Genomic DNA, 23,650 nt, shown 5'->3' with positions numbered 1-23,650 from the left:
CAGAATTTTCTGTAAATTCGATATTTTGTATAATACTGCGAAACATGACATATATCAATTGACCCTGCGGGTGTGGCGTGAAAAAATTCAGATAATTATGAAAACTCAAAATATCCACATGACGCCGCTGATCCTGACCTTCGTCAGCCATTTCGGCGAGATGGGCAGCCGCTGGGGCTTTAACCGCACGGTGGGGCAAGTGTACGCCTTGTTGTTTGTCGCGGAGCATCCTTTGCACGCAGACGAAATCGCGGAACACCTGAGTTTTTCACGCTCGAACGTGAGCATCGGCTTGAAGGAATTGCAGGGCTGGGGCTTGATACGCCAGTCGCGCATTCCCGGCGACCGGCGCGAGTATTTTTCCTCGCTGGGCGATGTGTGGCAAATCTTCCGCGTGGTGGCCGCCGAGCGCCGCCGCCGCGAAGTGGCGCCCACGCTGACGGTGCTGCGCGAATCGCTGCTGGCGCCGGCCACGGAACCCGTCGACCAATATGCGCAGGAGCGCATGCGCGAAATGTATGAATTGGTCGACCTGGCCAACACCTGGTTCGACGACTTGCAGCGCCTGTCGCCCGAATCGATGGCGCAGCTGATGAAAATGGGCGCCAAGGTGCAAAAATTGCTCAACGCCAAAGACCGTCTGTTTGGCGTCAGCAACAACAGCGACTGACGCACCCGCCTCCCCTCCCCCTGCCCAAGGCGCCGCCAGCACAAACTGGGGCGTCTTGTCACGCCATTTCCCAACGTCATGTTGGCTATCGTTAGCACAGCCGTACATAGCCATATGCGATGTTGTCAAGCAAACCAATAGAATTATTAAAATTGTATTAGTTTACATCAAGAGTAAGCTTTCATTTGCGTACTCGCTACGCACAGGAAATAGATAAAAACGGGCAATAGGATGACTTCCCCGGCATGCAGGGGCGCGTCCCGACATTATGAAGCGACTGTCTCAAGCACAAGGGGATTTTCATGAAAAGCATACAGAGCATTGCCATCAAGGCATCCATGCTGGCCGCAATGACCGTACTGGCAAGTGCGGCGCAAGCGGCCACCTGGGTGGATGTGGGCCCGGCCAGCGGTTTCGTCATCGCCGGCAGCACCGTCACTTATTCGCCATCGCCGGCACTGCAGGTGAAATATTATGACGACAACCTGGTGCCACAGGATCCTTCGGACGTCCAGGGTTACATCAATGGCGTGTTTGGCACCAGCCTGGGCGCCGCCGTCTCGTATTGCGACAACGCCACCTCGGGCTGCACTGCCGGCACCACTGCAGGCTGGAGCGGTGGCGTCAATTCCTATACGAGCGCGGCCGCCTATGACTATCTGGCCATCCACTTCGGCCAGGGCGAACTGGTGTTCCACTGGGACGCACCCGTGGCCGCCGGCACCACTTTCACGGTGGCGGGCCTGCCCAAAGATCTGAGCAACTACAGGGCCTTCATTTCCGCCGTGCCGGAACCTGAAACCTATGCCATGCTGCTCGCCGGCCTGGGCATGCTGGGCTTCCTGGCACGCCGCCGCGAGGGAAAGCAAGTCCCATAACAAGCCTAATAACAAGCCCCATAACGGCAGCGGCGCAGCAGCGCCCGCTGCCGCCCTCAATGCCAGCCGCCTCTTTACGCCGCGCTTGCGGCGCCAGGCCCACTGTTTACACCATCTTTAGACGCCCCTCGCTATGCTCGACAGCATCAACTGCTGACCGACGAGGGAGAACTCATGCACGAACAACCGTTTCAGCCACGCGCGCGCAGCGTGATCCGCCAGCACTTGCCCGTGCGGGAACGGCTGCGTCTGGCCCGACTGGCCAACAGAAAAATCGTTTCGCTATGCTCGGCGCTGCTGTGCGCGGTGCCGCTGTTGTATTTGCTGAGCGAGGTGCTGTTTGCGCAGCCTTAGGGCCGCGTGCTGACAGACAGGAAAGAGAAAAGATGGCGGCCGCATGGCGCAAGCCGTGGCCAGTATGAAACTGGTCCGCCCAGAGGGAATCGAACCCCCATTCACGGTTTAGAAGACCGTTGTCCTATCCGTTGAACGATGGGCGGAAAGGTGCAGTATTTTAGTCCATGCGCGCCAGCAATGAAATGCCAGCGCGGAATAGAAAACGGGCTGTCATTTCTGACAGCCCGCTTATGACTTTGGTCGGAGTACAAGGATTCGAACCTTGGACCCCCTGGTCCCAAACCAGGTGCGCTACCGGGCTGCGCCACACTCCGAAGACAAGATAATAACGCCCCCATCCAATTTCGTCAATTGCCATAGACGAATTAGATGGAAAAAACTATCGGCGCTTGCTTTTACACACCGACTTTGTCGGCGATGCGGCGCGCCATCGACTCGGCCTTGTCCTTGTCTTTCGCCTCGACCATCACGCGGATCAGCGGTTCCGTGCCCGAGGCGCGGATCAGCACGCGGCCCGTGTCGCCCAGCTCGGCCTCGACGAGTTCTTTCTCGGCCACCATGGCGGCATTTTTCTGCCAGTCGAAACCGGGCGCCACGCGCAGGTTGATCAGGGTTTGCGGGAACAGCACCAGTTCGGCCAGGCATTGCTGCAGGCTCTGGCCGCTGCGCTTGAGCGCGGACAAGACTTGCAGCGCGGAAACGATGCCGTCGCCCGTCGTATGGCGGTCCAGGCACAGCAGATGGCCGGAGCCCTCGCCGCCCAGTATCCAGCCCTTTTCCTTCATGACTTCCAGTACGTAGCGGTCGCCCACCTTGGCGCGCGCAAAGCCGATGCCCTGCTGCTTGAACAATACTTCCAGCGCCATATTGGTCATCAAAGTGCCGACGGCGCCCGCCACGGGGCCCGTTGCCAGCCGGTCCTTGACCATGACGTACAACAGCTCGTCGCCGTTATACAGGCGACCCGTGGCGTCGCACATGATCAGGCGGTCGGCGTCGCCATCGAGGGCGATGCCCAGATCCGCACCGTGCTCGACGACGGCTTCGGCCATGGCCTTGGTTGCCGTGGCGCCGAAGCCCGCATTGATGTTGAAGCCATCGGGCTTGTTGCCGATGGCGATGACTTCGGCCCCCAGCTCATGGAACACGTGCGGCGCGATATGGTAGGCGGCGCCATGCGCGCAGTCGACGACGATCTTCAGGCCGCGCAAGTCCAACTCGTTCGGGAAGGTGCTCTTGCAAAATTCGATGTAGCGGCCCTGGGCATCGTCCAGGCGCTTGGCGCGGCCCAGCTTGTCCGACGGCACGCAGGCCATGGGCTCGTCGAGCGCCGCTTCGATTTCCAGTTCCACGCTGTCGGGCAGCTTGGTGCCCTGGCTGGAAAAGAACTTGATGCCATTATCGTGATAGGGATTGTGCGAGGCGGAGATGACGACACCCGCCGACAGGCGCAGCGCCCGCGTCAGGTAGGCGATCGCCGGTGTCGGCATGGGGCCGGCCAGCATCACGTCCACGCCGGCGGCCGACAGGCCCGCTTCCAGCGCCGCTTCCAGCATGTAGCCGGAAATGCGCGTGTCCTTGCCGATCAGCACCGTCGGGCGTGCCTTGCCGCCTTGCGACTTGGCCAGTACCTTGCCGGCCGCATAGCCGAGGCGCATGACGAAATCGGGGGTGATCGGAGCCGTGCCCACCAGACCGCGGATGCCATCGGTACCAAAATATTTACGCGTCATTGTATTTCTCTTTTTGTTGTTTATGATAGATCTTACTGGTTCAGTGTGCCATGCGCCAGACCTTCAGCGCATCGACGGTTTCAGCTACATCATGCACACGGATAATTTCTGCACCTTGCGCTACCGCAGCAAGCGCACCGGCAACACTGCCGGCCAGGCGCTGCTCGACGGGACGTCCCGTGACGGCGCCGATCATCGACTTGCGCGACAGGCCCGCCAGCACGGGCAAGCCCAGCTCGCTGCGCAAGTGGCGCGTGGCGCGCAACAAGGCATAGTTCTGCTCCACCGTCTTGCCGAAGCCAAAGCCGGGGTCGACGCACAGGCGCTCGCGGGCGATGCCGGCCGCCGTCAGCGTGTCGATGCGTTCGCGCAGGAAGTCGGTGACTTCGCGCACCACGTCTTCATACTGGGGCTGGGCTTGCATGGTTTCTGGCACGTTTTGCATGTGCATGATGCACAGCGCGCAGTCGCTGTCCTGCACGGCGTCGATGGCGCCCGGCGCGCGGAAAGCGTTGATGTCGTTGATCATGTCGGCGCCTGCCAGGATGGCTTCGCGCATCACTTCGGGTTTATACGTGTCGACGGAGAGGGGCTTGCCGCAGTCGCGCAAGGCGTACAGCACCGGCATGACGCGCGCAAGCTCGTCCTGCAGCGGCAAGGGTGGCGCGCCGGGACGGCTCGATTCGCCGCCGATATCGATGATGTCGACGCCGTCGACCATCATCTGCTCGGCGCGCGAGAGGGCAAATTCAAGCAGTTGATACTGGCCCGCATCGGAAAAGGAGTCGGGCGTGATGTTCAGGATACCCATCACCAGCGCCTGCGTGCCGGACAGGTTGAAGCCGAAACGGCCGAATTGCAAATAGTGTCGCATGTGAATCTTTGTAGTCGTCATGAAAATCTGGCGCGGCAACGAAAAAGGGCAAGGATCGCTCCTTACCCTCGTTCTTGCCATACCCTTGCGTGCCGCCCGTCGGGGCGGCCGTTATCAGGCTGGTGCCGTCACGTTGGGCGAAATGCCGCCCGTGCCGCTATCACCGCCCGCATTGCGGCGTGGCGGGATGACTTTCGGTGGACGCGGCTCCAGGCCGGCCATGATGTCATTGATTTGTTCTGCATCAATGGTTTCCCATTCCAGCAAGGCCTTGGTCATCATTTCGACCTTGTCGCGGTTGCCTTCCAGCAAAGTGCGCGCCAAAGCATATTGCTTGTCGAGAATGTTGCGGATTTCAGCATCGACCTTTTGCTGGGTCGCTTCCGAGATCGTCTTGGTGGCGCCACCGAAGAAACCTTCGTTTTCGCTGTCTTCGTAGACCATCACGCCCATGCTGTCGGACATGCCGAAGCGGGTCACCATGGAACGGGCCAGCTTGGTGGCACGCGAGAAGTCGTTCGACGCGCCCGTGGACATTTGTCCCACGAAAATCTCTTCGGCGATGCGGCCACCGAACAGGATGGAAATTTCTTCCAGCATCTTGTCCTTGTAGGCGGACAAGTTGTCGTGTTCCGGCAACTGCCAGGTCAGGCCCAGGGCCCAGCCGCGCGGCATGATCGTCACTTTGTGCACGGGATCGGCTTTTGGCAGCAATTTCGCCACCACTGCGTGACCGGACTCATGGTAAGCCGTATTGCGACGCTCTTCCTCGCGGATGATCATCGATTTACGCTCAGGACCCATGTAGATCTTGTCCTTCGCGTCTTCGAAGTCGGCCATTTCCACCAGGCGCTTGCTGCGGCGGGCGGCAAACAGGGCTGCCTCGTTGACCAGGTTGGCCAGGTCGGCGCCCGAGAAACCAGGGGTGCCGCGGGCCAGTATATCGGCTTTCACGTCAGTACTGATGGGTACTTTACGCATGTGCACGTTCAAGATCTGTTCGCGGCCGCGGATATCGGGCAAGCCGACGGACACCTGGCGGTCGAAACGACCCGGACGCAGCAGCGCTTTGTCGAGCACGTCGGCACGGTTGGTGGCGGCCACGACGATCACGCCGGAGTTCGCTTCAAAACCGTCCATCTCGACCAGCAACTGGTTCAAGGTCTGTTCGCGCTCGTCATTGCCGCCGCCCATGCCGGCACCGCGGTGACGACCGACAGCGTCGATCTCATCGATGAAGATGATGCATGGCGAATGCTTTTTCGCGTTTTCAAACATGTCGCGCACGCGGGAAGCGCCCACGCCGACGAACATTTCCACGAAGTCGGAACCGGAAATCGAGAAGAACGGCACCTTGGCTTCGCCGGCGATGGCGCGCGCCAGCAGGGTTTTACCCGTGCCCGGAGGACCGACCATCAGCACGCCGCGGGGAATGCGGCCGCCCAGTTTCTGGAATTTGCTCGGGTCCTTGAGGAAGTCGACCACTTCGTTGACTTCTTCTTTCGCTTCGTCGCAACCGGCGACATCGGCGAAGGTGACGGTATTGCTGGCTTCATCCATCATGCGCGCCTTCGACTTGCCGAACGAGAATGCCCCGCCCTTGCCGCCGCCTTGCATCTGACGCATGAAGAAGACCCAGACGCCGATCAACAGCAGCATGGGGAACCAGGATACAAAAATAGTTTGCAGGAAAGACGCTTCCTCGGGCGGGCGCACATCGAAGTGCACGCCATTGTCGCGCAAGTCGCCGATCAGGCCCTTGTCGAGGCTGGTGGCGGTGGTACGCACCTTGGTGTCGTCCATCAGCTTGGCGGTGATCGACGAACCTTCGATCACGACATCCTTGACGCGCTTGGCTTTGACTTCATCCAGCAAATCGGAATAAGCGATGGCCTTGCTGCCGCCTGTGGCGCCATGACTGTCGAATTGCTTGAACAGCATGAACAACAGCAGCAATACGACTACCCAGATGGCAGATTTGGAAAACATGTTATTCACGAAGACTCCTTGGATGCAGTGCGCATCTCTTTACCAATAGCTAGAAACACGATTTTACTCGCAATAAGCGGGCCGTGCCAAAGCCCGCCGATCCGTGCGCGCGAAAAAACCGCGCTCACGCAAAAAAATGCAGTATAAACAATTTAGGCTTTTATGCCATCAGACGCTACTGCACTTCTCGTTCCCATGTGCGGATTCCCGCTTAAATATCAAGGGCGGAATCATCTTCTTGCACGGCATTTTTCAGCGGATTCTTGAGACCACGCCCCATCAGGAAGATTTCCGACGATTTATCGCGGCTCGCCTTGGGCTTTTTCTGCACCACGACCTTGAATTCAGCGCGGAATTTCTCCACGATCTGGCTGAAACCCATGTCTTTGAAGCATTTCACCAGCAACACGCCCGATGGCTTCAAATGCAATTGCGAAAATTCGATGGCCAGGTCGATCAGATGCTCCATGCGCGCGGCATCGGCCGTGGCGATGCCCGACAGATTCGGCGCCATGTCCGACAGTACCACGTCAACCTTGCGTCCTTGCAACACCACTTCCAGCTGGCGCAGTACGCGAGATTCGCGGAAATCGCCCTGGATGAAGTGGAAATCGGCGATCGGTTCCATTTCCAGCATGTCCAGGCCAATCAGGGTACCATTGACCCCGCCGCCGTCCTTGCCGGCCAGCTTGCGCCGCAGATACTGGGCCCAGCTGCCAGGAGTGCAACCAAGGTCGACAATTACCTGGCCGTGCTTGATCAGTTTTTCGTCTTCATCGATTTCTTTGAGCTTGTATGCTGCCCGGGCGCGGTAGCCCTCTTTTTGCGCCAACTTCACATAAGGATCATTTATGTGGTCGTGCAACCAGTTTTTGTTTAATTTCTTCTTTGCCATTCGCGTAGAATACTGCTTTTAAGGGAATTACTAAATATTATTATGCTAAAACTTACACCCGTAGAGCGCAGCGCACTGCGCGCCGAAGCACACGCGCTGAAGCCTATCGTCATCATTGGCGAAGCGGGCTTGACACCTGCTGTACTCAAAGAGATCGACCTTGGCCTGGATTCGCACGGTCTGATTAAAGTCCGCGTGTTCGGCGACGACCGCGAAGCCCGCGTCGGAATGTACGATACGATTTGCGGCAATCTCGGCGCCGCCCCGGTACAACATATTGGCAAACTGCTGGTAATCTACCGTCCGAAAAAAGAAGTGGTTAAGGAGAAGGTCAGCGCCGGCAAAGGCATGCGCGAAGTGACCATCGTCAAGGCCAGCGCCAGCGGCACCAAGCGCCCCAGCGTGACGAAAGTCATGATCAAGGGCAATGAGCGCGTTACCGAAGGCGGTTCCATCAAGCGTGCCAAGCCACGTCAGAAGAGCGCCAAGAAAAGCGCACTGGGCAGCAAGTAAGCCTGTCGTTCAGCAGCCGCAAGGCTGTTGAAACAAGAAGCGGAGCACGGGATATCCCCTGCTCCGCTTTTTTATTGCTTGTCGGATTACGCGGCGCCATGGCGCCGCTAATCCGACCTACGGCATTGATCGGTAGGTCGGATTAGCGCGCAGCGCGTAATCCGACAACACCGCCAACGTTTATTGCTGTTTCCAGATCAACACACCCGCCAGCAAGCTTTGCACGGCAAAGATCACGGTCGACACGCCATGCAACATGCCGAAGCGGCTGCGCATGGCATCATCCATGATGCCCGAAGGTGCCTGCGCCTTGAGCTCGGCCATCAGCGGCGAAATGCCGAAATGGCTGAGCAGCGCGCACACCAGCATGGACAGCACCAGCGCCCCCAGCAGGCGGCGGCGCTTGAGCTCCAGCGCGCCGGGCGCCCATTGCAGCAAGGCCAGCAGCACCACAGCGCAAGCAAATGACAGCCAGGCCTCGGCGCGGAACATGCTGCCGGCGATATTGCCCGCCAGCACTCTGTCGCTCAACGTCCCGAACAGGGTCGGCGCCACGATGAAGCCGATGGTCCACAGGCTGCCGGCCCACAGGGTGGCAACGAGGAAGCGCACGCGGGCGAGCATCAGATGTACAGCACTTCCAGGATTTCGTATTCGCGCGGGCCGGACGGCGCCTGCACTTCCACCACGTCGCCGGCGTACTTGCCGATCAGCGCGCGCGCGATCGGGGACGTCACGGACACTTTGTTCTTTTTCAGGTCGGCTTCATCGAGGCCGACGATCTGGTACGTGACTTTCTGGCCCGATTCCAGGTCTTCCAGGTTCACGGTCGAGGCAAACACCACACGGCCTTCCGCGTCGAGCGCGGTCGGGTCGATGATTTGCGCTGCGCCCAGCTTGCCTTCGAGCTCGGCGATGCGGCCTTCGACGAAGGCCTGGCGCTCCTTGGCGGCATCGTACTCGGCGTTTTCCGACAAATCTCCGTGCGAACGCGCTTCGGCGATCGCATCGATGACGATGCGGCGTTCCTTGGTCTTCAAATGATGCAGCTCTTCCTTCAGAAGTTCTGCGCCGTATTTGGTCAATGGGACTGAGGTCATGTTATCTCTACTATCTGCTGGTTATCGGTGCCGTTGTCCGTGTTTTGCCACGGTTAACGGACTTACCAAGTGAAAACCACAGAGGCCGCGCGCTGCTCTGCACGGAACTCTGTGGTTGATAAGCATGCAGTGTACCGCCTAACGGCGGCCACTGCAAACGCACTTAGTTCAAGGTCTTGTGCAGACCTTGCAAATCGTACACACGCAACTCATCCAGGTGGCGGATGCCTTCGACGGCCGCTTCCGCGCCCGCGATGGTGGTGTAGGTCGTCACGCGCGAGGCCAGGGCCGACGTGCGGATGGCCCGCGAATCGACGATGGCGCTGCGCTTTTCTTCCACGGTGTTGATCACCAGCACGATTTCATGGTTCTTGATCATGTCGACCACGTGCGGACGGCCTTCGATCACCTTGTTCACTGGCGTGACGGCGATGCCGGCAGCAGCGATCACGGCGGCGGTACCCTTGGTGGCGACCACGGTAAAACCGGACTCGACCAGATCACGCGCCACTTGCACGGCGCGCGGCTTGTCCGACGCTTTCACGCTGATGAAGACCTTGCCCGATTTTGGCAGATTCACGCCGGCGCCCAGCTGCGATTTCACAAACGCTTCGCCGAAGGTCAGGCCCACGCCCATGACTTCGCCCGTCGATTTCATTTCAGGGCCGAGGATGGTATCCACGCCCGGGAACTTGACGAATGGGAACACGGCTTCCTTGACGCTGAAGTATGGCGGCACGACTTCCTGCGTGATGCCTTGCGATGCCAGCGACTGGCCGACCATGCAGCGCGCGGCGATCTTCGCCAGTTGCAGACCGGTGGCTTTCGAAACGAAAGGCACGGTGCGCGACGCGCGTGGATTGACTTCCAGCACGAAGACGACGTCTTTCATTTCGCCGTCGATCTCTTGCTTCTGGATCGCGAACTGCACGTTCATCAGGCCGACCACATTCAAACCCTTGGCCATCAGCGCCGTCTGGCGTTTCAGTTCATCAATGGTTTCTTGCGACAGCGAGTATGGTGGCAGCGAGCAAGCCGAGTCGCCCGAGTGGACCCCAGCCTGTTCGATGTGTTCCATCACGCCGCCGATGAACGTCGTTTCGCCGTCGGAGATGCAATCGACGTCGCACTCGATGGCGTCGTTCAGGAAGCGGTCCAGCAGCACTGGCGAATCGTGCGAAACCTTGACGGCTTCGCGCATGTAGCGCTCGAGGTCGCGTTGCTCATGGACGATTTCCATGGCGCGCCCGCCCAGCACGTACGATGGACGCACGACCAGCGGGTAGCCGATTTCCTGCGCCAGCGCCAGAGCGTCGGCTTCCGTGCGCGCGGTGCGGTTAGGCGGCTGGCGCAGTTCCAGCTTGTGCAGCATTTGCTGGAAACGCTCGCGGTCTTCGGCCGCATCGATCATGTCGGGCGAGGTGCCGATGATCGGCACGCCATTCGCTTCCAGGTCCAGCGCCAGTTTCAAAGGCGTCTGGCCGCCGTACTGCACGATCACGCCGACCGGTTTTTCGATGGCGACGATTTCCAGCACGTCTTCCAGGGTCAGCGATTCAAAATACAGACGGTCGGAAGTGTCATAGTCGGTCGACACGGTTTCCGGGTTGCAGTTGACCATGATGGTTTCGTAGCCGTCTTCGCGCATGGCGAGGGCAGCGTGGACGCAGCAATAGTCAAATTCGATACCCTGGCCGATACGGTTCGGGCCACCGCCCAGCACCATGATCTTTTTCTTGTCGGTCGGATTCGATTCGCACTCTTCGTCGTACGTGGAATACATGTACGCCGTGTCGGTCGAAAACTCGGCCGCGCAAGTATCGACGCGCTTGTAGACGGGACGGATATTCAGTTCATGCCGCTTGGCGCGGATGGCAGAGTCCGATGTCTGCAGCAAAAAGCCCAGGCGGCGGTCCGAGAAGCCCTTCTGTTTCAACTTGTACAGGGTGTTCTTGTCCAGGTTTTCCAGCTTCTGCGTATCGAGCCACAGTTCCAGGTCGACGATTTCCTTGATCTGGATCAGGAACCATGGGTCGATCTTGGTCAGCTGATGCACTTCTTCCAGAGTGAAACCCTGGGCAAACGCGTCGCCCACGTACCAGATGCGCTCAGGACCAGGCTCACCCAGTTCTTCTTCGATCTTTTCGCGGTCCTTGGTCTTTTCGTTCATGCCGTCCACGCCCACTTCCAGGCCGCGCAAGGCTTTCTGGAACGATTCCTGGAAGGTACGGCCAATGGCCATCACTTCGCCGACGGATTTCATCTGCGTCGTCAGGTGGTGATCGGCGGTCGGGAATTTCTCGAACGTGAAACGGGGGATCTTCGTGACGACGTAATCGATCGACGGCTCGAACGATGCCGGCGTGGCGCCGCCCGTGATTTCATTGCGCAGCTCGTCCAGGGTGAAACCGACGGCCAGCTTGGCGGCAATTTTCGCGATCGGGAAGCCCGTCGCTTTCGATGCCAGCGCCGACGAACGCGATACGCGCGGATTCATCTCGATGACGATCATGCGGCCATCGACAGGGTTGATCGAGAATTGCACGTTCGAACCACCGGTGTCGACGCCGATCTCGCGCAGCACTGCCAGACTGGCATTGCGCATGATCTGGTATTCCTTGTCCGTCAGGGTTTGCGCAGGCGCCACCGTGATGGAGTCGCCCGTGTGCACGCCCATCGGGTCGAGGTTTTCGATCGAGCAGATGATGATGCAGTTGTCCGCCTTGTCGCGCACCACTTCCATCTCGTACTCTTTCCAGCCCAGCAACGATTCTTCGATCAGCAACTCTTTCGTCGGCGACGCTTCCAGGCCGCGTTTGCAGATGGTTTCGAATTCTTCTTCGTTGTAGGCGATGCCGCCGCCGGAGCCGCCCATGGTGAACGATGGGCGGATGATGGTCGGGAAGCCCAGCGTGCGCTGCACGGCCCACGATTCTTCCATCGAGTGCGCCACGCCGGAACGTGCCGAACCGAGGCCGATCTTGGTCATCGCGTCCTTGAATTTCGAACGGTCTTCCGCCTTGTCGATGGCTTCCGGCGAGGCGCCGATCAGTTCGACGTTGTATTTTTCCAGCACGCCATTGTTGAACAGATCCAGCGCGCAGTTCAGCGCCGTCTGGCCGCCCATCGTCGGCAGGATGGCGTCAGGACGCTCCTTGGCGATGATGCGCTCGACGACCGACCAGGTGATCGGTTCGATGTAGGTGACGTCGGCCATTTCCGGGTCCGTCATGATGGTCGCAGGATTGCTGTTGACCAGGATGACTTTGTAGCCCTCTTCGCGCAGGGCCTTGCACGCTTGCGCGCCGGAATAATCGAATTCGCAGGCCTGGCCGATCACGATCGGGCCAGCGCCAATAATCAGAATACTTTTGATATCTAAACGTTTAGGCATTTTTCTTTTTCTCCTCCGCAGCCATCAAGTTGATGAAGCGGTCAAACAGGTAAGCAACATCCATCGGGCCCGGCGACGCTTCAGGGTGGCCCTGGAAGCAGAAGGCCGGCTTGTCCGTGCGGGCAAAGCCCTGCAGGGAACCGTCGAACAGCGATTCATGGGTCACGCGGCAATTCGCGGGCAGAGTTGCCGCGTCGACTGCGAAACCGTGGTTTTGCGAGGTAATCAAGACCTGCTTCGTTTCCAGGTCTTGCACCGGGTGGTTGGCGCCGTGGTGGCCGAACTTCATCTTCAAGGTTTTTGCGCCCGAAGCGATCGCCATGATCTGGTGGCCGAGGCAGATGCCGAAGGTTGGAATACCCTTCTCGATCAGTTCGCGGGTAGCAGCGATGGCGTAGTCGCACGGCTCCGGATCGCCGGGGCCGTTCGACAGGAAGATGCCGTCCGGGTTCAGCGCCAGGGCGTCGGCAGCCGTCGCTTGCGCCGGCAGCACGGTGACTTTGCAGCCGCGTGCCGTCAGCATGCGCAAGATGTTGCGCTTGACGCCGTAGTCGAAGGCGACCACGTGGTATTTCGCGTCCGCGTCCGCCAGCTGGCCGTAGCCTTCGCCCAAGGTCCATTCCGTTTCGCGGTATTCGTAGGCGGCCTTGCTTGACACTACCTTGGCCAGGTCCATGCCGGCCAGGCCGGGGAAGGAGCGGGCCAGTTCCAGCGCTTGCGCGGCGGATGGCTCATTGCCTTGCGTGCCGACCAGGATGGCGCCGCCCTGCGCACCTTTTTCACGCAGGATGCGCGTGAGCTTGCGTGTATCGATGCCGGCGATGGCGACGATATTTTCAGCTTTCAGGTAATCGGACAGGGAGAGCGTGGAACGGAAATTGGATGCCAGCAAGGGCAGATCGCGGATGATGAGGCCAGCGGCGTGAACCTTGGAAGACTCGACGTCTTCCGGGTTGACGCCCGTATTGCCGATATGCGGATAGGTCAGGGTGACCATCTGGCGGCAATAGCTTGGGTCGGTAAGGATTTCCTGATACCCGGTCATCGAGGTGTTGAAAACAACCTCGCCCGTGGTATGACCGGCGGCACCGATCGAAAAACCTTTAAAGATCGTTCCATCAGCAAGCGCTAATATGGCTGGAACGGCAGGGCCAGAAAAAAATGGCGGCAAGGGCAACTCCTGATAAAGTTACCGTAGCTGCGCCACGTCAGACCGACCGCCTAGTTACCCGAGCCAGATGCACTCAGGGTGTTTCAACGGTCATTTTGAATGAGGGGATGGGTAGTCGCTACGGTATATGTGTGATTGGCTAAACCTTTGAATTATAACCAAAAGGAAGCTTTTTCACAAGGAAGAAAATACAGAAGGCCCGGCATTTTTTTGCGCAGCAGCATAAATCCTGCACCCCATGAAAAAAGCCGCCCGGCTTGCGCGGGGCGGCTTGCAAAGCAATACCGGTTACTACTTACACTAGCGCCGCAATGCCGGCCTTGGCGATTTGCGCATCCTCGGCGGATTTCACGCCCGAGACGCCGACGGCGCCCACGTAGTGACCATCAAACACGATGGGCACGCCGCCTTCGAGCAAGCCGTCGATTTCCGGCGCGCTCAGGAACGATACGCGGCCGCCATTGATCATCTCTTCATAGATGCGCGATTCACGGCGGCCCAGTGCGGCCGTCTTGGCTTTCGATGGCGCAATGTGCGACGAGATCGGCGCCACGCCGTCCATGCGCTGCAGCCACAGCAGGTGGCCGCCATCATCGACGATGGCGATCGCGACCGCCCAGTTATTCTTGACCGCTTCCGCTTCGGCGGCGGCAGCGATTTTCTTTACGTCGTCCAGGGTCAAAATCGGTTTCGATTGCATGGTGCATCCTTGTTATGTTGAAACAAAATTGTATACGAAATGCGCGGCGGCGCTATCCATCACTGCTCGCGTTTGGCTTTCAGTTTTTGCTTGAGCTGCGCCATCACGGCAAAAGTCGCCTGCTCGCCCGCCAGGATGGCCTGGTTGCGGCTGTTGAAATCGTTGCCCTTCATGGTGCCCAGGCTGGGCTGGATCACCACGTCCGCATCTTTCAATTCGAACTGGTTGATGCGCTGACCCATGATGGCGAACGTCTGCATCAGCACTTCCATCGAACTGATGGCCTTTTGCGTATCCGTTTGCGACGAAATATTCACGGCGATGATGAAATCGGCCCCCATGTCGCGCGCAAAGCGCACGGGCACGGGAGCGACCAGGCCGCCATCGACATAGGTGTGGCCGGCGATCGTCACGGGCTGGAACACGCCGGGCACGGCCGACGAGGCGCGCACGGCCATGCCGGTGTTGCCGCGCTGGAACAGGATCGGCTGGCCATTTTTCAAATCGGTCGCCACCACGCCAAACGGAATCTTGAGCTTTTCCAGCGGCACGCCGCCGACAGCCTTGTTGACATAGCTTTGCAGCGCCTCCCCCTTGAGCACGCCGGACGACTTGCCGAACAGGGGCAAGGCCCAGTCGGAAATGGCCGCCTCGTCCATGTCGAACGCCATCTTTTGCAGGGCGAAGCCGGAGTTGCCCGCCGCATACATCGCGCCCACTACGCTGCCGGCACTGGTGCCGGTGACGATGTCGGCGTGGATGCCCTGCGATTCGAGCGCCTTGATCACGCCGATATGCGCGAAGCCGCGCGCCGCGCCGCCACCGAGCGCCAGGCCGATCTTGATCTTGCGCGGCGTGACGACGATGGGTTCCGGTGGCGTCAATACTTGTATCGGTTTCGGGGCGGTGGTATCGCAACCGGCCAGCGCAAAGGCGGCCAGGGCAAGCAGGGTCAGGCGTTTAGGGAACATGGTGGAGAGGGGAAACCGCGCGCGGCAGTGGCAATAAAGGAGAACCGATTGTAGCGCAAGCGGGGCCGTCCGCACTGAAGGCAGTCTTAAATGTTTATGGTGACAAGGTTCGTGCAGGCCGACTCTGCCACCACACGGCTGCTAGACTGACGCCTGGTTTGTCACTTGCTCCCACTATGTCAGAACATCCATTTGCCGACAGCCGCACACTGAGCGACCCGCTTGCGCAACGGCTGGCCGCCCAGGCGCCCGCGCTGTGCTCGTCGAACGCCCTTTTGCTCAAGGGAGCAATATGAATCGCCAAGCCCTCGTGACAATCGACTTGAGCGATATCAACTCGCCGCGCCAGTTGCATGCGGCACTGGCCGCCGCGCTGGGCTTCCCTTCCTTCTACGGCATGAACTGGGATGCCTTCCACGATGCCATCACGGGTCTGGTGGACATGCCGCAACAGCTGGAACTGCGCGGCTGGCCAGCCTTCGCGGCGCGCCTGCCCGCCGAGGCGGCCACCCTGCAGCGCATCCTGGCGCGCCTGGCGCAGGACATGCCGGCCCAGGCGGCGCAAGTGCGCTATGCCTGAGCCTGCGACATTGTCTATTTCGAATACCCCTGCTCATTGAATTGCCCAGCATCCAGCGTCGCCCAGGCATGCCGGATGCCCCACCACATCAGATAGGCATTGCCGCCGCCGCGCGCGCGGAACCACGGTTTCACGGGGTCGATGGGGCGCACCTTGGCCGGCGGCAAAATCAGCACGCCGCTCGTCTGGCCGGCGTCGCTGGTGCCCGCCACCAGCACGTTCTGGCCAAAGTGATTTGCCTGCGCGATACCCAGTGCTACATTCGTCAAGGCCGTGGCGGCGCCCATTTCACCCAGCAGCGCCGGGGTGTTGAAGGTCTGCCGGAGGAAATCGAAGGCCGGCAATTCCATCGTCAAGGTTTGCGCCAGGTGGGCGATGCGGTCCGATGACGCCGGATGCGCATTGTGCGCGTCGTGGATCACATAGCCGATATCCACCTCGCTCTTGCGTCCATTGCCTGCCGCCTGCGCCAAGGTCGCCTGCCAGGCCTGCACCGTCGGCGGCGGCAAGCCCTTCTGCGCCGTAAATGCACTGACCTGCTGCGTGGCCGGATAGCCTATCCACGCCAGCGCATCGCGCTCCGTCTTGTAATGGGGACCGGCCAGCACCAACAAGACCATGTTTTCATTGATCTGCTCATCTTTCGGAAAACTGGGCGCATCCCAGCTCATCACCCACACCGTTTCCTTCGGATGCGCCTGCAAATAATCGAGGGCGGCCGCCAGAGACACAAAGCCTGCATTCGCGCCGCCGGCCGTCACGCGCACGTCGGGCGGGGTGGATTTGGTCCAGGAGTTGGGGAAACTTGGATTGCCGATCGAAAAAGTATCGATGATTTCCTCGCGCAGGGCCTCACCTGCCTGGACGGGATCAAAGCGCGTTGCAGGCAAGGCATATTCAACATGAATACCCGCCAGTTCATTCCAGCCTTTTTGGCGTTTGAAATCGTGGGCGTTATAAAAATAGGTGGGATTGGAAAAATACATACCGTGAAATATCTAAATCATATTTGAAACATATGATTTATGAAAATTCCTAAAATTGCTCTTACTTTTTTCTATCTGCGAAATTTCTGAAACAAACCTGATTTTTGAAAAAATCTCCGGATATAACTCCAACATATCATCCTTCTTATTCGGATTAACTTTCCCGAGGGTCCATAGCAATTGCCACTCAGTCGGATAATCCTGGCGTTGAAGCGGGTTCAACCATTTCACTCCCACCACTTGCGCCATGAAGGGCTGGGCAATTACTTTTTCATTCTCACGGTCGTCTTTGCTCGCCGGATGCGTCACGCATGCCGATAAAGCCAGGCCCGCCAGCAGTACAGCCAAGTTGCGAAAGGAAAAGAGAAGGTTCATTTTTCACCCTGGTCAGTTCATCGAAAACGCCATCTTGCGCGCCATTCCCATCACCTACTTCGAATACCCCTGCTCATTGAACTGTCCCGCGTCCAGCGTGGCCCAGGCATGCTGTATGCCCCACCACATCAGATAGGCATTGCCGCCGCCGCGCGCGCGGAACCACGGTTTCACGGGGTCGATGGGGCGCACCTTGGCCGGCGGCAAAATCAGCACGCCGCTCGTCTGGCCGGCGTCGCTGGTGCCCGCCACCAGCACGTTCTGGCCAAAGTGATTTGCCTGCGCGATACCCAGTGCTACATTCGTCAAGGCCGTGGCGGCGCCCATTTCACCCAGCAGCGCCGGGGTGTTGAAGGTCTGCCGGAGGAAATCGAAGGCCGGCAATTCCATCGTCAAGGTTTGCGCCAGGTGGGCGATGCGGTCCGATGACGCCGGATGCGTGTTGTGCGCGTCGTGGATCACATAGCCGATATCCACCTCGCTCTTGCGCCCATTGCCTGCCGCCTGCGCCAAGGTCGCCTGCCAGGCCTGCACCGTCGGCGGCGGCAAGCCCTTCTGCGCCGTAAAGGCGCTCACCTGCTGCGTGGCCGGATAGCCTATCCACGCCAGCGCATCGCGCTCCGTCTTGTAATGGGGACCGGCCAGCACCAGCAACACCATGTTTTCATTGATCTGCTCATCTTTCGGAAAACTGGGCGCATCCCAGCTCATCACCCACACCGTTTCCTTCGGATGCGCCTGCAAGTAATCGAGGGCGGCGGCCAGGGAAATGAATCCGGCATTCGCGCCACCGGCCGTCACGCGCACGTCGGGCGGGGTGGATTTGGTCCAGGAGTTGGGGAAGTCCGGATTCCCGATGGAAAAAGTACTCGTAATTTGCTTGCGCAAGTCTTCCCCGGCGAGAAGGGGATCAAACCGTTCTGCAGGCAAAGCGTACTCAACATGAATACCGGCCAGTTCATTCCAGCCTTTTTTGTGTTTGAAGTCGTGGGCGTTATAAAAATAGGTGGGATTGGAAAAATACATACCATGAAATTTTGTTATTATTTGCCTGACGTACTTAATATGAAAATTACTAAAAGTAATTTTTCCTTCATTCGAAGATACTATTCCTGCAACTGATCTGACATTCGAAAATATAGTCGGGTACAACTCCACCATGTCGTCTTTTTTATTTGGACGCACTTTTCCCAGAGTCCACAATAACTGCCACTCCGTAGGATAATCTTGCCTATGAAGTGGATTCAGCCATTGCACCCCAACTACTTGGGCAGTAAACGGCATGCCGATACCAGCAGTACCAGCTTTGCTTTTATCGATCATTGGTTCCGATTTGAGTGCGCATGACGATAACCCTAGCGTCGCCATGATCGCCGCGACAGAAGTAAATATGAAATTCTTAGCCATTCTCCCTCCTATACAAATACTTTTAAATACAAATTAAGGCACAATATTTTCACGCGAATCTCTTATTTTTTTAGGCATTACTCCATCTACGGATTTTCTTACCCACTTCGAAGGCGCGACTCCATTCACTTTTCCTTCGTAAAAATATTCAATAGACATATTCATATGTTCAGAGCCTGCAAGATCGTCAAGAAACCGCCAATCCGCCATCGTCCGCAACTCCCGCAAATCCGTTTCCAGCAAATGACAACAGCCCACGGCCACGTCATACGCCAGTGCCTTTCTGGAATGCTCGCTATTGGTCAAAATGGTGGAGTGATCGGTGGCATAGGTGCCGACATTGCCAGCGAGTCCCGCCTGGATTTTCCGCTGGCGCCAAGCCGTGTATTGCGCGCTCGCCGTCTCGGGATGGTCTTCTTCCGTGACTTGTTTGCCTTTCTCTACCTTGCCTTCGCGCTTGGCCATCATGCGCAGGGAGGCGTGGTACTCGTATTGCAGGGCCGCTTCGCTCTCCTCGTTGCCGCGCGCCGCATCGGTGCGTTGTTTTTCGCCATGCAGGCCGCCACGCGGTATCGACAGCTCGCGCTCGCCATGGAACGGGTCGCCGGCCGGATGGGCGGCATCCTTGTTGCGATTCCAGCCATGCGGATGCAGTCCCATGTCAAAGCTGGGGCAGATCTCGCCAAACAACTTCGCCTGCGGAAAGAAGGTCTCCGGCAGGTCGGGCGCTTCCAGCGGGATTTTCCAGTACTTGTCGGGCGAGGCATTGATACGCTTGCGCATCAATGCGGTGGCCACGATGGCGATGGGCGCAAACGCCACGGTGAGTATCTGGAACAGCCAGTTCTCTTGCGCTTCCAGGCCCTTTTCCACGCTATACGTGGAAATCATGGAAGGCGGATTCCAGAAATGGTCGCTGCCAAAGTCGATGGCAGGACGATGATCGCCCCAGTAGTCGTACGCGCCTTTTACGCCGACGGGAAAACGCTCGGCAAACACGCGCTGGGTCAATATTCCCTCACCGCCTGCCCTGGCGATTTCACCGGGATCGGGCTTGCCATGGCGGTCTTTCTTTGGCAGGCCATTCTTGTCCAGCACAGGGCCGGCCAGGCCGCGCCAGCCGATGCCTTGCACCGTCAAGGACGAAATCACCTGGTCGTGCGGATTGCAATACAAGGTCACGCGTCCCACGGTGGCGCCCCGCACGCCATAACTGTCAATATCGTGCTGCGCCTTGAACGGGTGGTGCGCACTGCTCATGGCCTGGTCGATTTTCCCGGCCGGCCATTGTGCGGCGCGCCGCTCGCCGATGAGGGCGAAGAAGGCCGCCAGCGTCTCGAAGCGCGCCGCGGCCGTCTGGCGGCCCGTACTGCCGTCGGCTGCCTTCAGATTCGACGACGTCCAGTTCTCCGCCATGTTGTCTTCCACCACGCTGTACGGCGGATTGCACAGGACATAATTGTCGGCAATGCAAGGCCACATCCTGCCTTGGGAGTCCGCCACCTTGGGCAGCCGCTCGCCCAGAAAGGCCGCTGCCATGCTGACCATATTGCCCTGGCTGTGGCACACGATGGTGATCGGCACATCGGCCTGCTTTTGGCGTATGGCCTCGATCAGCCGCGCCAGGCGGTAGGCGGCCAGCACGAAATACGGCCTTGGCGGGCAGGCGTACACCTGCCGGTCATTGGTGGGGTTCATGTGCTGGATCTGCATCCACAAAAACAGCTGGTCCGACAAGCCTTCACCCCACAAGTCCGGCAGGGAACTGCAGCCATTGGCGAACGGTCCCCCGCCCCAGTAATTCTGCTCGTTCAGAAATATGCCGTTTCCATACGTCTGCAACTCGATATCATTGGCCGCATAACCCCAGCGAAAGCGGATCACGGGCGAATAGCCATCGCCTTCCATGAAGGTTCTCGGCTTCATCAGCGGGTTAATGAAACCGTCGCGCGTCAGCTGCTTCAAATAGCGGGCAGGCGTCATGGCGATGCCCTCTTGCGGGCCGCGATCAGGATCATGCTGGCGCCGGTGCAAGCGCGCGTTCAATCCCGCGCACAAACCGGTTTCCGCCTCGTCATACCATTCGCCGTCGGAATTGACGCCATGCACGAAGATCATGATGCCCGGCAAGGGCAAGCGCGTGGTAATCGGCAGCGTGTCATGGTCGAAGCGCAGCAAGCCGTTTTTTTCGCCTATCTGCAGGTATTTGCTTTCATCGAAGGGCAAGGAACCCGCCTTGGGTCTGTGTACGCTCATGCCTGACTCCCGTGAATGATGGACAACGCACTATCCACGCTCAGTCGCGCGGCCTGAAAATACGCACCTTGAGTTTTTCCAGGCTGTCGCCCACGATGGCGGCACCCTTGCCTTCGCTGTCGGCATCGACCACTTGCTGCGAACCATCCTCGCGCTCGACAACGATCTTGACGCCACTGACGGGACTGCCATCGAGGCCGGAAAGCACCTGTGGCATGCGGCCCAGGTCGCCCTCGTCAAAGCTCGGCAATTCAGCCTTGCTGCTGGCCGGACCATTCCAGTGATGGCCGTCGGTCTTGATGGTCAGCGCACCCGGACCACCGAGTTCCACGTTGCCGCCCGCCAGTTTCAGATAGGCGCCACCGGCCGTCATGAACGTGATTTCATCCTGCGCCATGCCGATCAGGCGGGTATTGGCCGTCAATTTCAGGGCCTTGGCGGCGTTCAGCTGCATCTCGTCAAACTGGCTCTGCATGAGAAATTTGCCATGGTGCGCGATCTGGGTGATGCCGCCCTTGTGGGCAAACACGGAAACGCCAGCGCCAGCCTGCATGCTGCAGCGCTGGCCCGCGATCACGTGTACATGCTGCTGCGCCACCGTGTCGGCATTCACGCCGGCGTAGCTGACGATGGTCTTCGGACTGCTCAGCGCCAGCCCCGCGGGCGCCGTCAGGCTGGCCGTGGGCGCCACGGCAGCAGCCACCGCCTCTTTCAAAGCAGCGGCGGGCGCCACGTCGACCGGCAGCGCCTGGTGCGCGCCAGCGTATTCGCCCAGCGCTTTGAACAGGTCCAGGCATTCTTGCATCAACGCCAGATGTTCCTCGGCCGATAACTGGCCACCCGTCGCGTCGAGCCGCTGCCAGGCCGACAGCAGCAGCGCCTTGCCGCTGCGGATCGCGCCGCCGTGATCGCTGCGCAACTCGAATCCGTCGCCACGCTGCTGGCCAGCGCCGCCGGCGCGCGGCTCGACCAGGAACCCAAGGTTGAGCTCAGTGGTGGCGTGATCGCTGGCCAGCTGGGCACTGATTTGCCGGGGCGTATCGTCAAAACGCAGCTGATTGCCGCCCTGGCCGCGCACTTCGCGGCTGCGCATGCCAGCCAGGTAGCGGTTGCCAGGCAGCGCGCCGCGCTTGCTGAGCGCCGGTGGCGGCGCCACGGCGTTGAACAATTGTCCCAGCACAATCGGCCGGTCCGGGTCGCCCGCCAAAAATCCGATCAGCACTTCCGACCCGACTCTCGGCAAGGCCAAGGTGCCGCACTGGTGCGCGCTGCCCTGTCCATCGCCAGCCCAGTTGCTGACGACGCGCAGCCAGGCCGTGTCGCGCTCCGTATCCGAGGCGCCCGAACCTTGCGCATGTGCATGGTCGGCGGCGCGCGTGGCGGGAAAGCGCACCTTGATGCGCCCTTGCTCGTCGCAATGCACTTCTTCGCCGCTGGGCCCGACGACGATGGCGCTTTGCAGTTGCGGCTGGGGCACATCGCGCTGCGGATCGAATGCGGGGACCAGGACCACGCTGGCGCGCACGCAACTGAAGCGCATGCGATAACGCGGCGTTTGCGGCCCCGTTTCCCCTGCCACCCAGGTTGCGCCTTGCGCCAGCCAGTCACTGGCGGCAAACAGACGCGCGATGCGCGCATCCAGGGCGCGCGGCAGGTTGTTACTGGCATGCACTTCCAATGCGGTGACAAGGAAACGCCGGGCATCTGGCCGATGCTGGTCGATTTCCGGATGACCTTCCAGGCTGAACTGCTGGCCGGCACCCAGCGAGCGCACCACGCCCTCGCCATGAAAACACTTGGTTTCCACGTCATGGCGCGCCATCGCCAGCAAGCCCAGCTGACGGAAATCTTCTGCGTCATTGCCCATGTGCGGCGTCGCCACAAAATAGTCGTCGAGCTTGGCTGCAAGGCAATTGCCGCTGGCACCCTGATCTGCCATGCCGCCCGCATCCGTCTGCATGAACTGGCGGTTGCGCGGCGCCGCATAATCCCAGCTATGGCGCCCCATGCTGCCTGCCTGCAGGGTGCGCACGGCGCCCCAGGCCGTGATGGTATCGCTCTCTTCGGTGGCGTCCGCCCGGTGGTAGCGGATGACAGGCGCCACATGCTCCGGCAGGCGGCTGGCATCATCGAACAGCAACAAGACGTGCGACGGCATGGCGTCGGATGTCCCATGCCGTGCGGCGCCAGGCTGGATGACCCAGGAAATGCCGCGCCGCCGCAGCAGGCGCCGGATGAATGCGGCATCGGATTCATTGTGCTGCATGGTCAGTTCGCGCGCCGGAAAGTGGCGACCGGCCAAGGCCTGATCGATTTCGCAAGCAAACGTGGCGCCGATGATGGTGTTGCCCAGCCGCCATTCGGCAATCAGCAGTTCGACGATCTCCAACTCCGTCTTGCCGCGGAACACACGCGTATTGCGGCGTTTTTCCATCAAGGTCAGCGCATCGTGCAGCACCAGCTGATAAGTGGCGAGGCCGCCATCGCTCAATCCGGCGGATGCCTGCGCGACGATGCCGCACACCTTGCGCAACTGCCCAGCGTCGGTAACGATCTGCAACTCGGACGGGACACCGATGAACTGCTTGAGCGGCAAGTGCGCATCGAGCGAAACGCAACGGATGCGGTACTCGAGGCCGGCGCAAATGGCTTCGCGACCCTCGACCTGCTGCGGCAACAGCACATCGTCGTTGATTCCGTCCGCATACGCCAGGCGCAGGCGCAACGGACGGTTACCGGAGTTCAACTCCTTCGCCGCCAGCATGAACTGCATGAATTCGTCCGCGTTCTCCATTCCATCT

General features: G+C 59.6%; 20 protein-coding genes and 2 tRNA genes. 5 read left to right on the top strand and 17 right to left on the bottom strand.

The genetic code is table 11. From position 1 onward, the window contains the following. Positions 1 to 97: 97 nt before the first annotated feature. From CLU91_RS00650 to CLU91_RS00640, 3 genes are all read left to right on the top strand, one after another. Positions 98 to 670, top strand: coding sequence for a GbsR/MarR family transcriptional regulator (locus CLU91_RS00650; RefSeq protein WP_232730572.1), 573 nt, complete (start codon positions 98 to 100; stop codon positions 668 to 670). Positions 671 to 972: 302 nt separating this feature from the next. Then, positions 973 to 1,548 carry an FxDxF family PEP-CTERM protein gene (locus CLU91_RS28345; RefSeq protein WP_232730571.1) on the top strand — a complete coding sequence of 192 codons (576 nt, stop codon included), beginning with the start codon at positions 973 to 975 and terminating at the stop codon, positions 1,546 to 1,548. Positions 1,549 to 1,722: 174 nt separating this feature from the next. After that, positions 1,723 to 1,902: a hypothetical protein gene (locus CLU91_RS00640; protein ID WP_100872539.1), complete on the top strand. Its 180-nt coding sequence runs from the start codon at positions 1,723 to 1,725 to the stop codon at positions 1,900 to 1,902. Between the two features lie 71 nt (positions 1,903 to 1,973). Here CLU91_RS00640 and CLU91_RS00635 read toward each other — a convergent pair. The 6 genes from CLU91_RS00635 to CLU91_RS00610 form a co-directional block, all read right to left on the bottom strand. Next, positions 1,974 to 2,048, bottom strand: a tRNA-Arg gene (locus tag CLU91_RS00635). A 94-nt stretch (positions 2,049 to 2,142) separates the two neighbouring features. Next, a tRNA-Pro gene (locus CLU91_RS00630) sits at positions 2,143 to 2,219 on the bottom strand. 81 nt (positions 2,220 to 2,300) lie between these two features. Continuing rightward, entirely contained in the window at positions 2,301 to 3,638 is a 1,338-nt protein-coding gene (gene glmM / locus CLU91_RS00625) for a phosphoglucosamine mutase (RefSeq protein WP_100872538.1), read from the bottom strand. A gap of 40 nt (positions 3,639 to 3,678) precedes the next feature. Further along, entirely contained in the window at positions 3,679 to 4,512 is an 834-nt protein-coding gene (gene folP, locus CLU91_RS00620; RefSeq protein WP_100872537.1) for a dihydropteroate synthase, read from the bottom strand. A 114-nt stretch (positions 4,513 to 4,626) separates the two neighbouring features. Continuing rightward, a complete protein-coding gene (gene ftsH, locus CLU91_RS00615; RefSeq protein WP_100872536.1) occupies positions 4,627 to 6,510 on the bottom strand; it encodes an ATP-dependent zinc metalloprotease FtsH in 1,884 nt (627 codons plus the stop codon). Positions 6,511 to 6,712: 202 nt separating this feature from the next. Further along, positions 6,713 to 7,396, bottom strand: coding sequence for an RlmE family RNA methyltransferase (locus CLU91_RS00610; protein WP_100872535.1), 684 nt, complete (start codon positions 7,394 to 7,396; stop codon positions 6,713 to 6,715). A 42-nt stretch (positions 7,397 to 7,438) separates the two neighbouring features. Here CLU91_RS00610 and CLU91_RS00605 point away from each other — a divergent pair, with 42 nt between their 5' ends. Further along, a complete protein-coding gene (locus CLU91_RS00605) occupies positions 7,439 to 7,909 on the top strand; it encodes a YhbY family RNA-binding protein (RefSeq protein WP_010397237.1) in 471 nt (156 codons plus the stop codon). A 180-nt stretch (positions 7,910 to 8,089) separates the two neighbouring features. Here the strand turns inward: CLU91_RS00605 and CLU91_RS00600 are convergent, their stop codons facing one another. From CLU91_RS00600 to CLU91_RS00575, 6 genes are all read right to left on the bottom strand, one after another. Next, a complete protein-coding gene (locus CLU91_RS00600; protein WP_198521197.1) occupies positions 8,090 to 8,533 on the bottom strand; it encodes a DUF4149 domain-containing protein in 444 nt (147 codons plus the stop codon). Beyond that, the gene (gene greA, locus CLU91_RS00595) at positions 8,533 to 9,009 is read right to left on the bottom strand and encodes a transcription elongation factor GreA (protein ID WP_010397233.1); all 477 of its coding nucleotides are present in this window, start codon (positions 9,007 to 9,009) and stop codon (positions 8,533 to 8,535) included. The genes CLU91_RS00600 and greA overlap by 1 nt, the downstream gene beginning before the upstream one ends. A 163-nt stretch (positions 9,010 to 9,172) precedes the next feature. After that, positions 9,173 to 12,403: a carbamoyl-phosphate synthase large subunit gene (carB, locus tag CLU91_RS00590; RefSeq protein WP_100872533.1), complete on the bottom strand. Its 3,231-nt coding sequence runs from the start codon at positions 12,401 to 12,403 to the stop codon at positions 9,173 to 9,175. Then, positions 12,396 to 13,574, bottom strand: a complete 1,179-nt coding sequence (gene carA / locus CLU91_RS00585; RefSeq protein ID WP_096234936.1) for a glutamine-hydrolyzing carbamoyl-phosphate synthase small subunit — start codon at positions 13,572 to 13,574, stop codon at positions 12,396 to 12,398. The genes carB and carA overlap by 8 nt, the downstream gene beginning before the upstream one ends. Before the next feature lie 295 nt (positions 13,575 to 13,869). Next, positions 13,870 to 14,274, bottom strand: coding sequence for a GlcG/HbpS family heme-binding protein (locus CLU91_RS00580; protein ID WP_096234935.1), 405 nt, complete (start codon positions 14,272 to 14,274; stop codon positions 13,870 to 13,872). Positions 14,275 to 14,333: 59 nt separating this feature from the next. Continuing rightward, on the bottom strand, positions 14,334 to 15,245 hold the full coding sequence (locus CLU91_RS00575; protein WP_099759670.1) for a patatin-like phospholipase family protein: 912 nt from the start codon (positions 15,243 to 15,245) through the stop codon (positions 14,334 to 14,336). A 292-nt stretch (positions 15,246 to 15,537) separates the two neighbouring features. On the opposite strand from CLU91_RS00575, the gene CLU91_RS00570 reads away from it, so the two are divergent. Then, on the top strand, positions 15,538 to 15,825 hold the full coding sequence (locus CLU91_RS00570; protein ID WP_100872532.1) for a barstar family protein: 288 nt from the start codon (positions 15,538 to 15,540) through the stop codon (positions 15,823 to 15,825). 14 nt (positions 15,826 to 15,839) lie between these two features. Here the strand turns inward: CLU91_RS00570 and CLU91_RS00565 are convergent, their stop codons facing one another. From CLU91_RS00565 to CLU91_RS00545, 5 genes are all read right to left on the bottom strand, one after another. Next, complete coding sequence (locus CLU91_RS00565; RefSeq protein ID WP_232730570.1) at positions 15,840 to 16,715, bottom strand: hypothetical protein; 876 nt, start codon at positions 16,713 to 16,715, stop codon at positions 15,840 to 15,842. Between the two features lie 108 nt (positions 16,716 to 16,823). Further along, on the bottom strand, positions 16,824 to 17,186 hold the full coding sequence (locus CLU91_RS28340; protein WP_100872531.1) for a hypothetical protein: 363 nt from the start codon (positions 17,184 to 17,186) through the stop codon (positions 16,824 to 16,826). A 54-nt stretch (positions 17,187 to 17,240) separates the two neighbouring features. Next, positions 17,241 to 18,074: a hypothetical protein gene (locus CLU91_RS28335; RefSeq protein WP_232730569.1), complete on the bottom strand. Its 834-nt coding sequence runs from the start codon at positions 18,072 to 18,074 to the stop codon at positions 17,241 to 17,243. A gap of 552 nt (positions 18,075 to 18,626) precedes the next feature. Continuing rightward, positions 18,627 to 20,849: a T6SS effector phospholipase Tle3 domain-containing protein gene (locus tag CLU91_RS00550; protein ID WP_100872529.1), complete on the bottom strand. Its 2,223-nt coding sequence runs from the start codon at positions 20,847 to 20,849 to the stop codon at positions 18,627 to 18,629. Between the two features lie 40 nt (positions 20,850 to 20,889). Continuing rightward, complete coding sequence (locus CLU91_RS00545) at positions 20,890 to 23,643, bottom strand: type VI secretion system Vgr family protein (protein WP_100872528.1); 2,754 nt, start codon at positions 23,641 to 23,643, stop codon at positions 20,890 to 20,892. Positions 23,644 to 23,650: the final 7 nt, after the last annotated feature.

Origin of the sequence: Janthinobacterium sp. 64 (assembly GCF_002813325.1) — a bacterium.
In the GTDB taxonomy this organism is placed as follows: domain Bacteria; phylum Pseudomonadota; class Gammaproteobacteria; order Burkholderiales; family Burkholderiaceae_D; genus Janthinobacterium.
The sequence above is the reverse complement of the archived record's forward strand: the minus strand, read 5'-3'. Positions and strand labels throughout refer to the sequence as shown.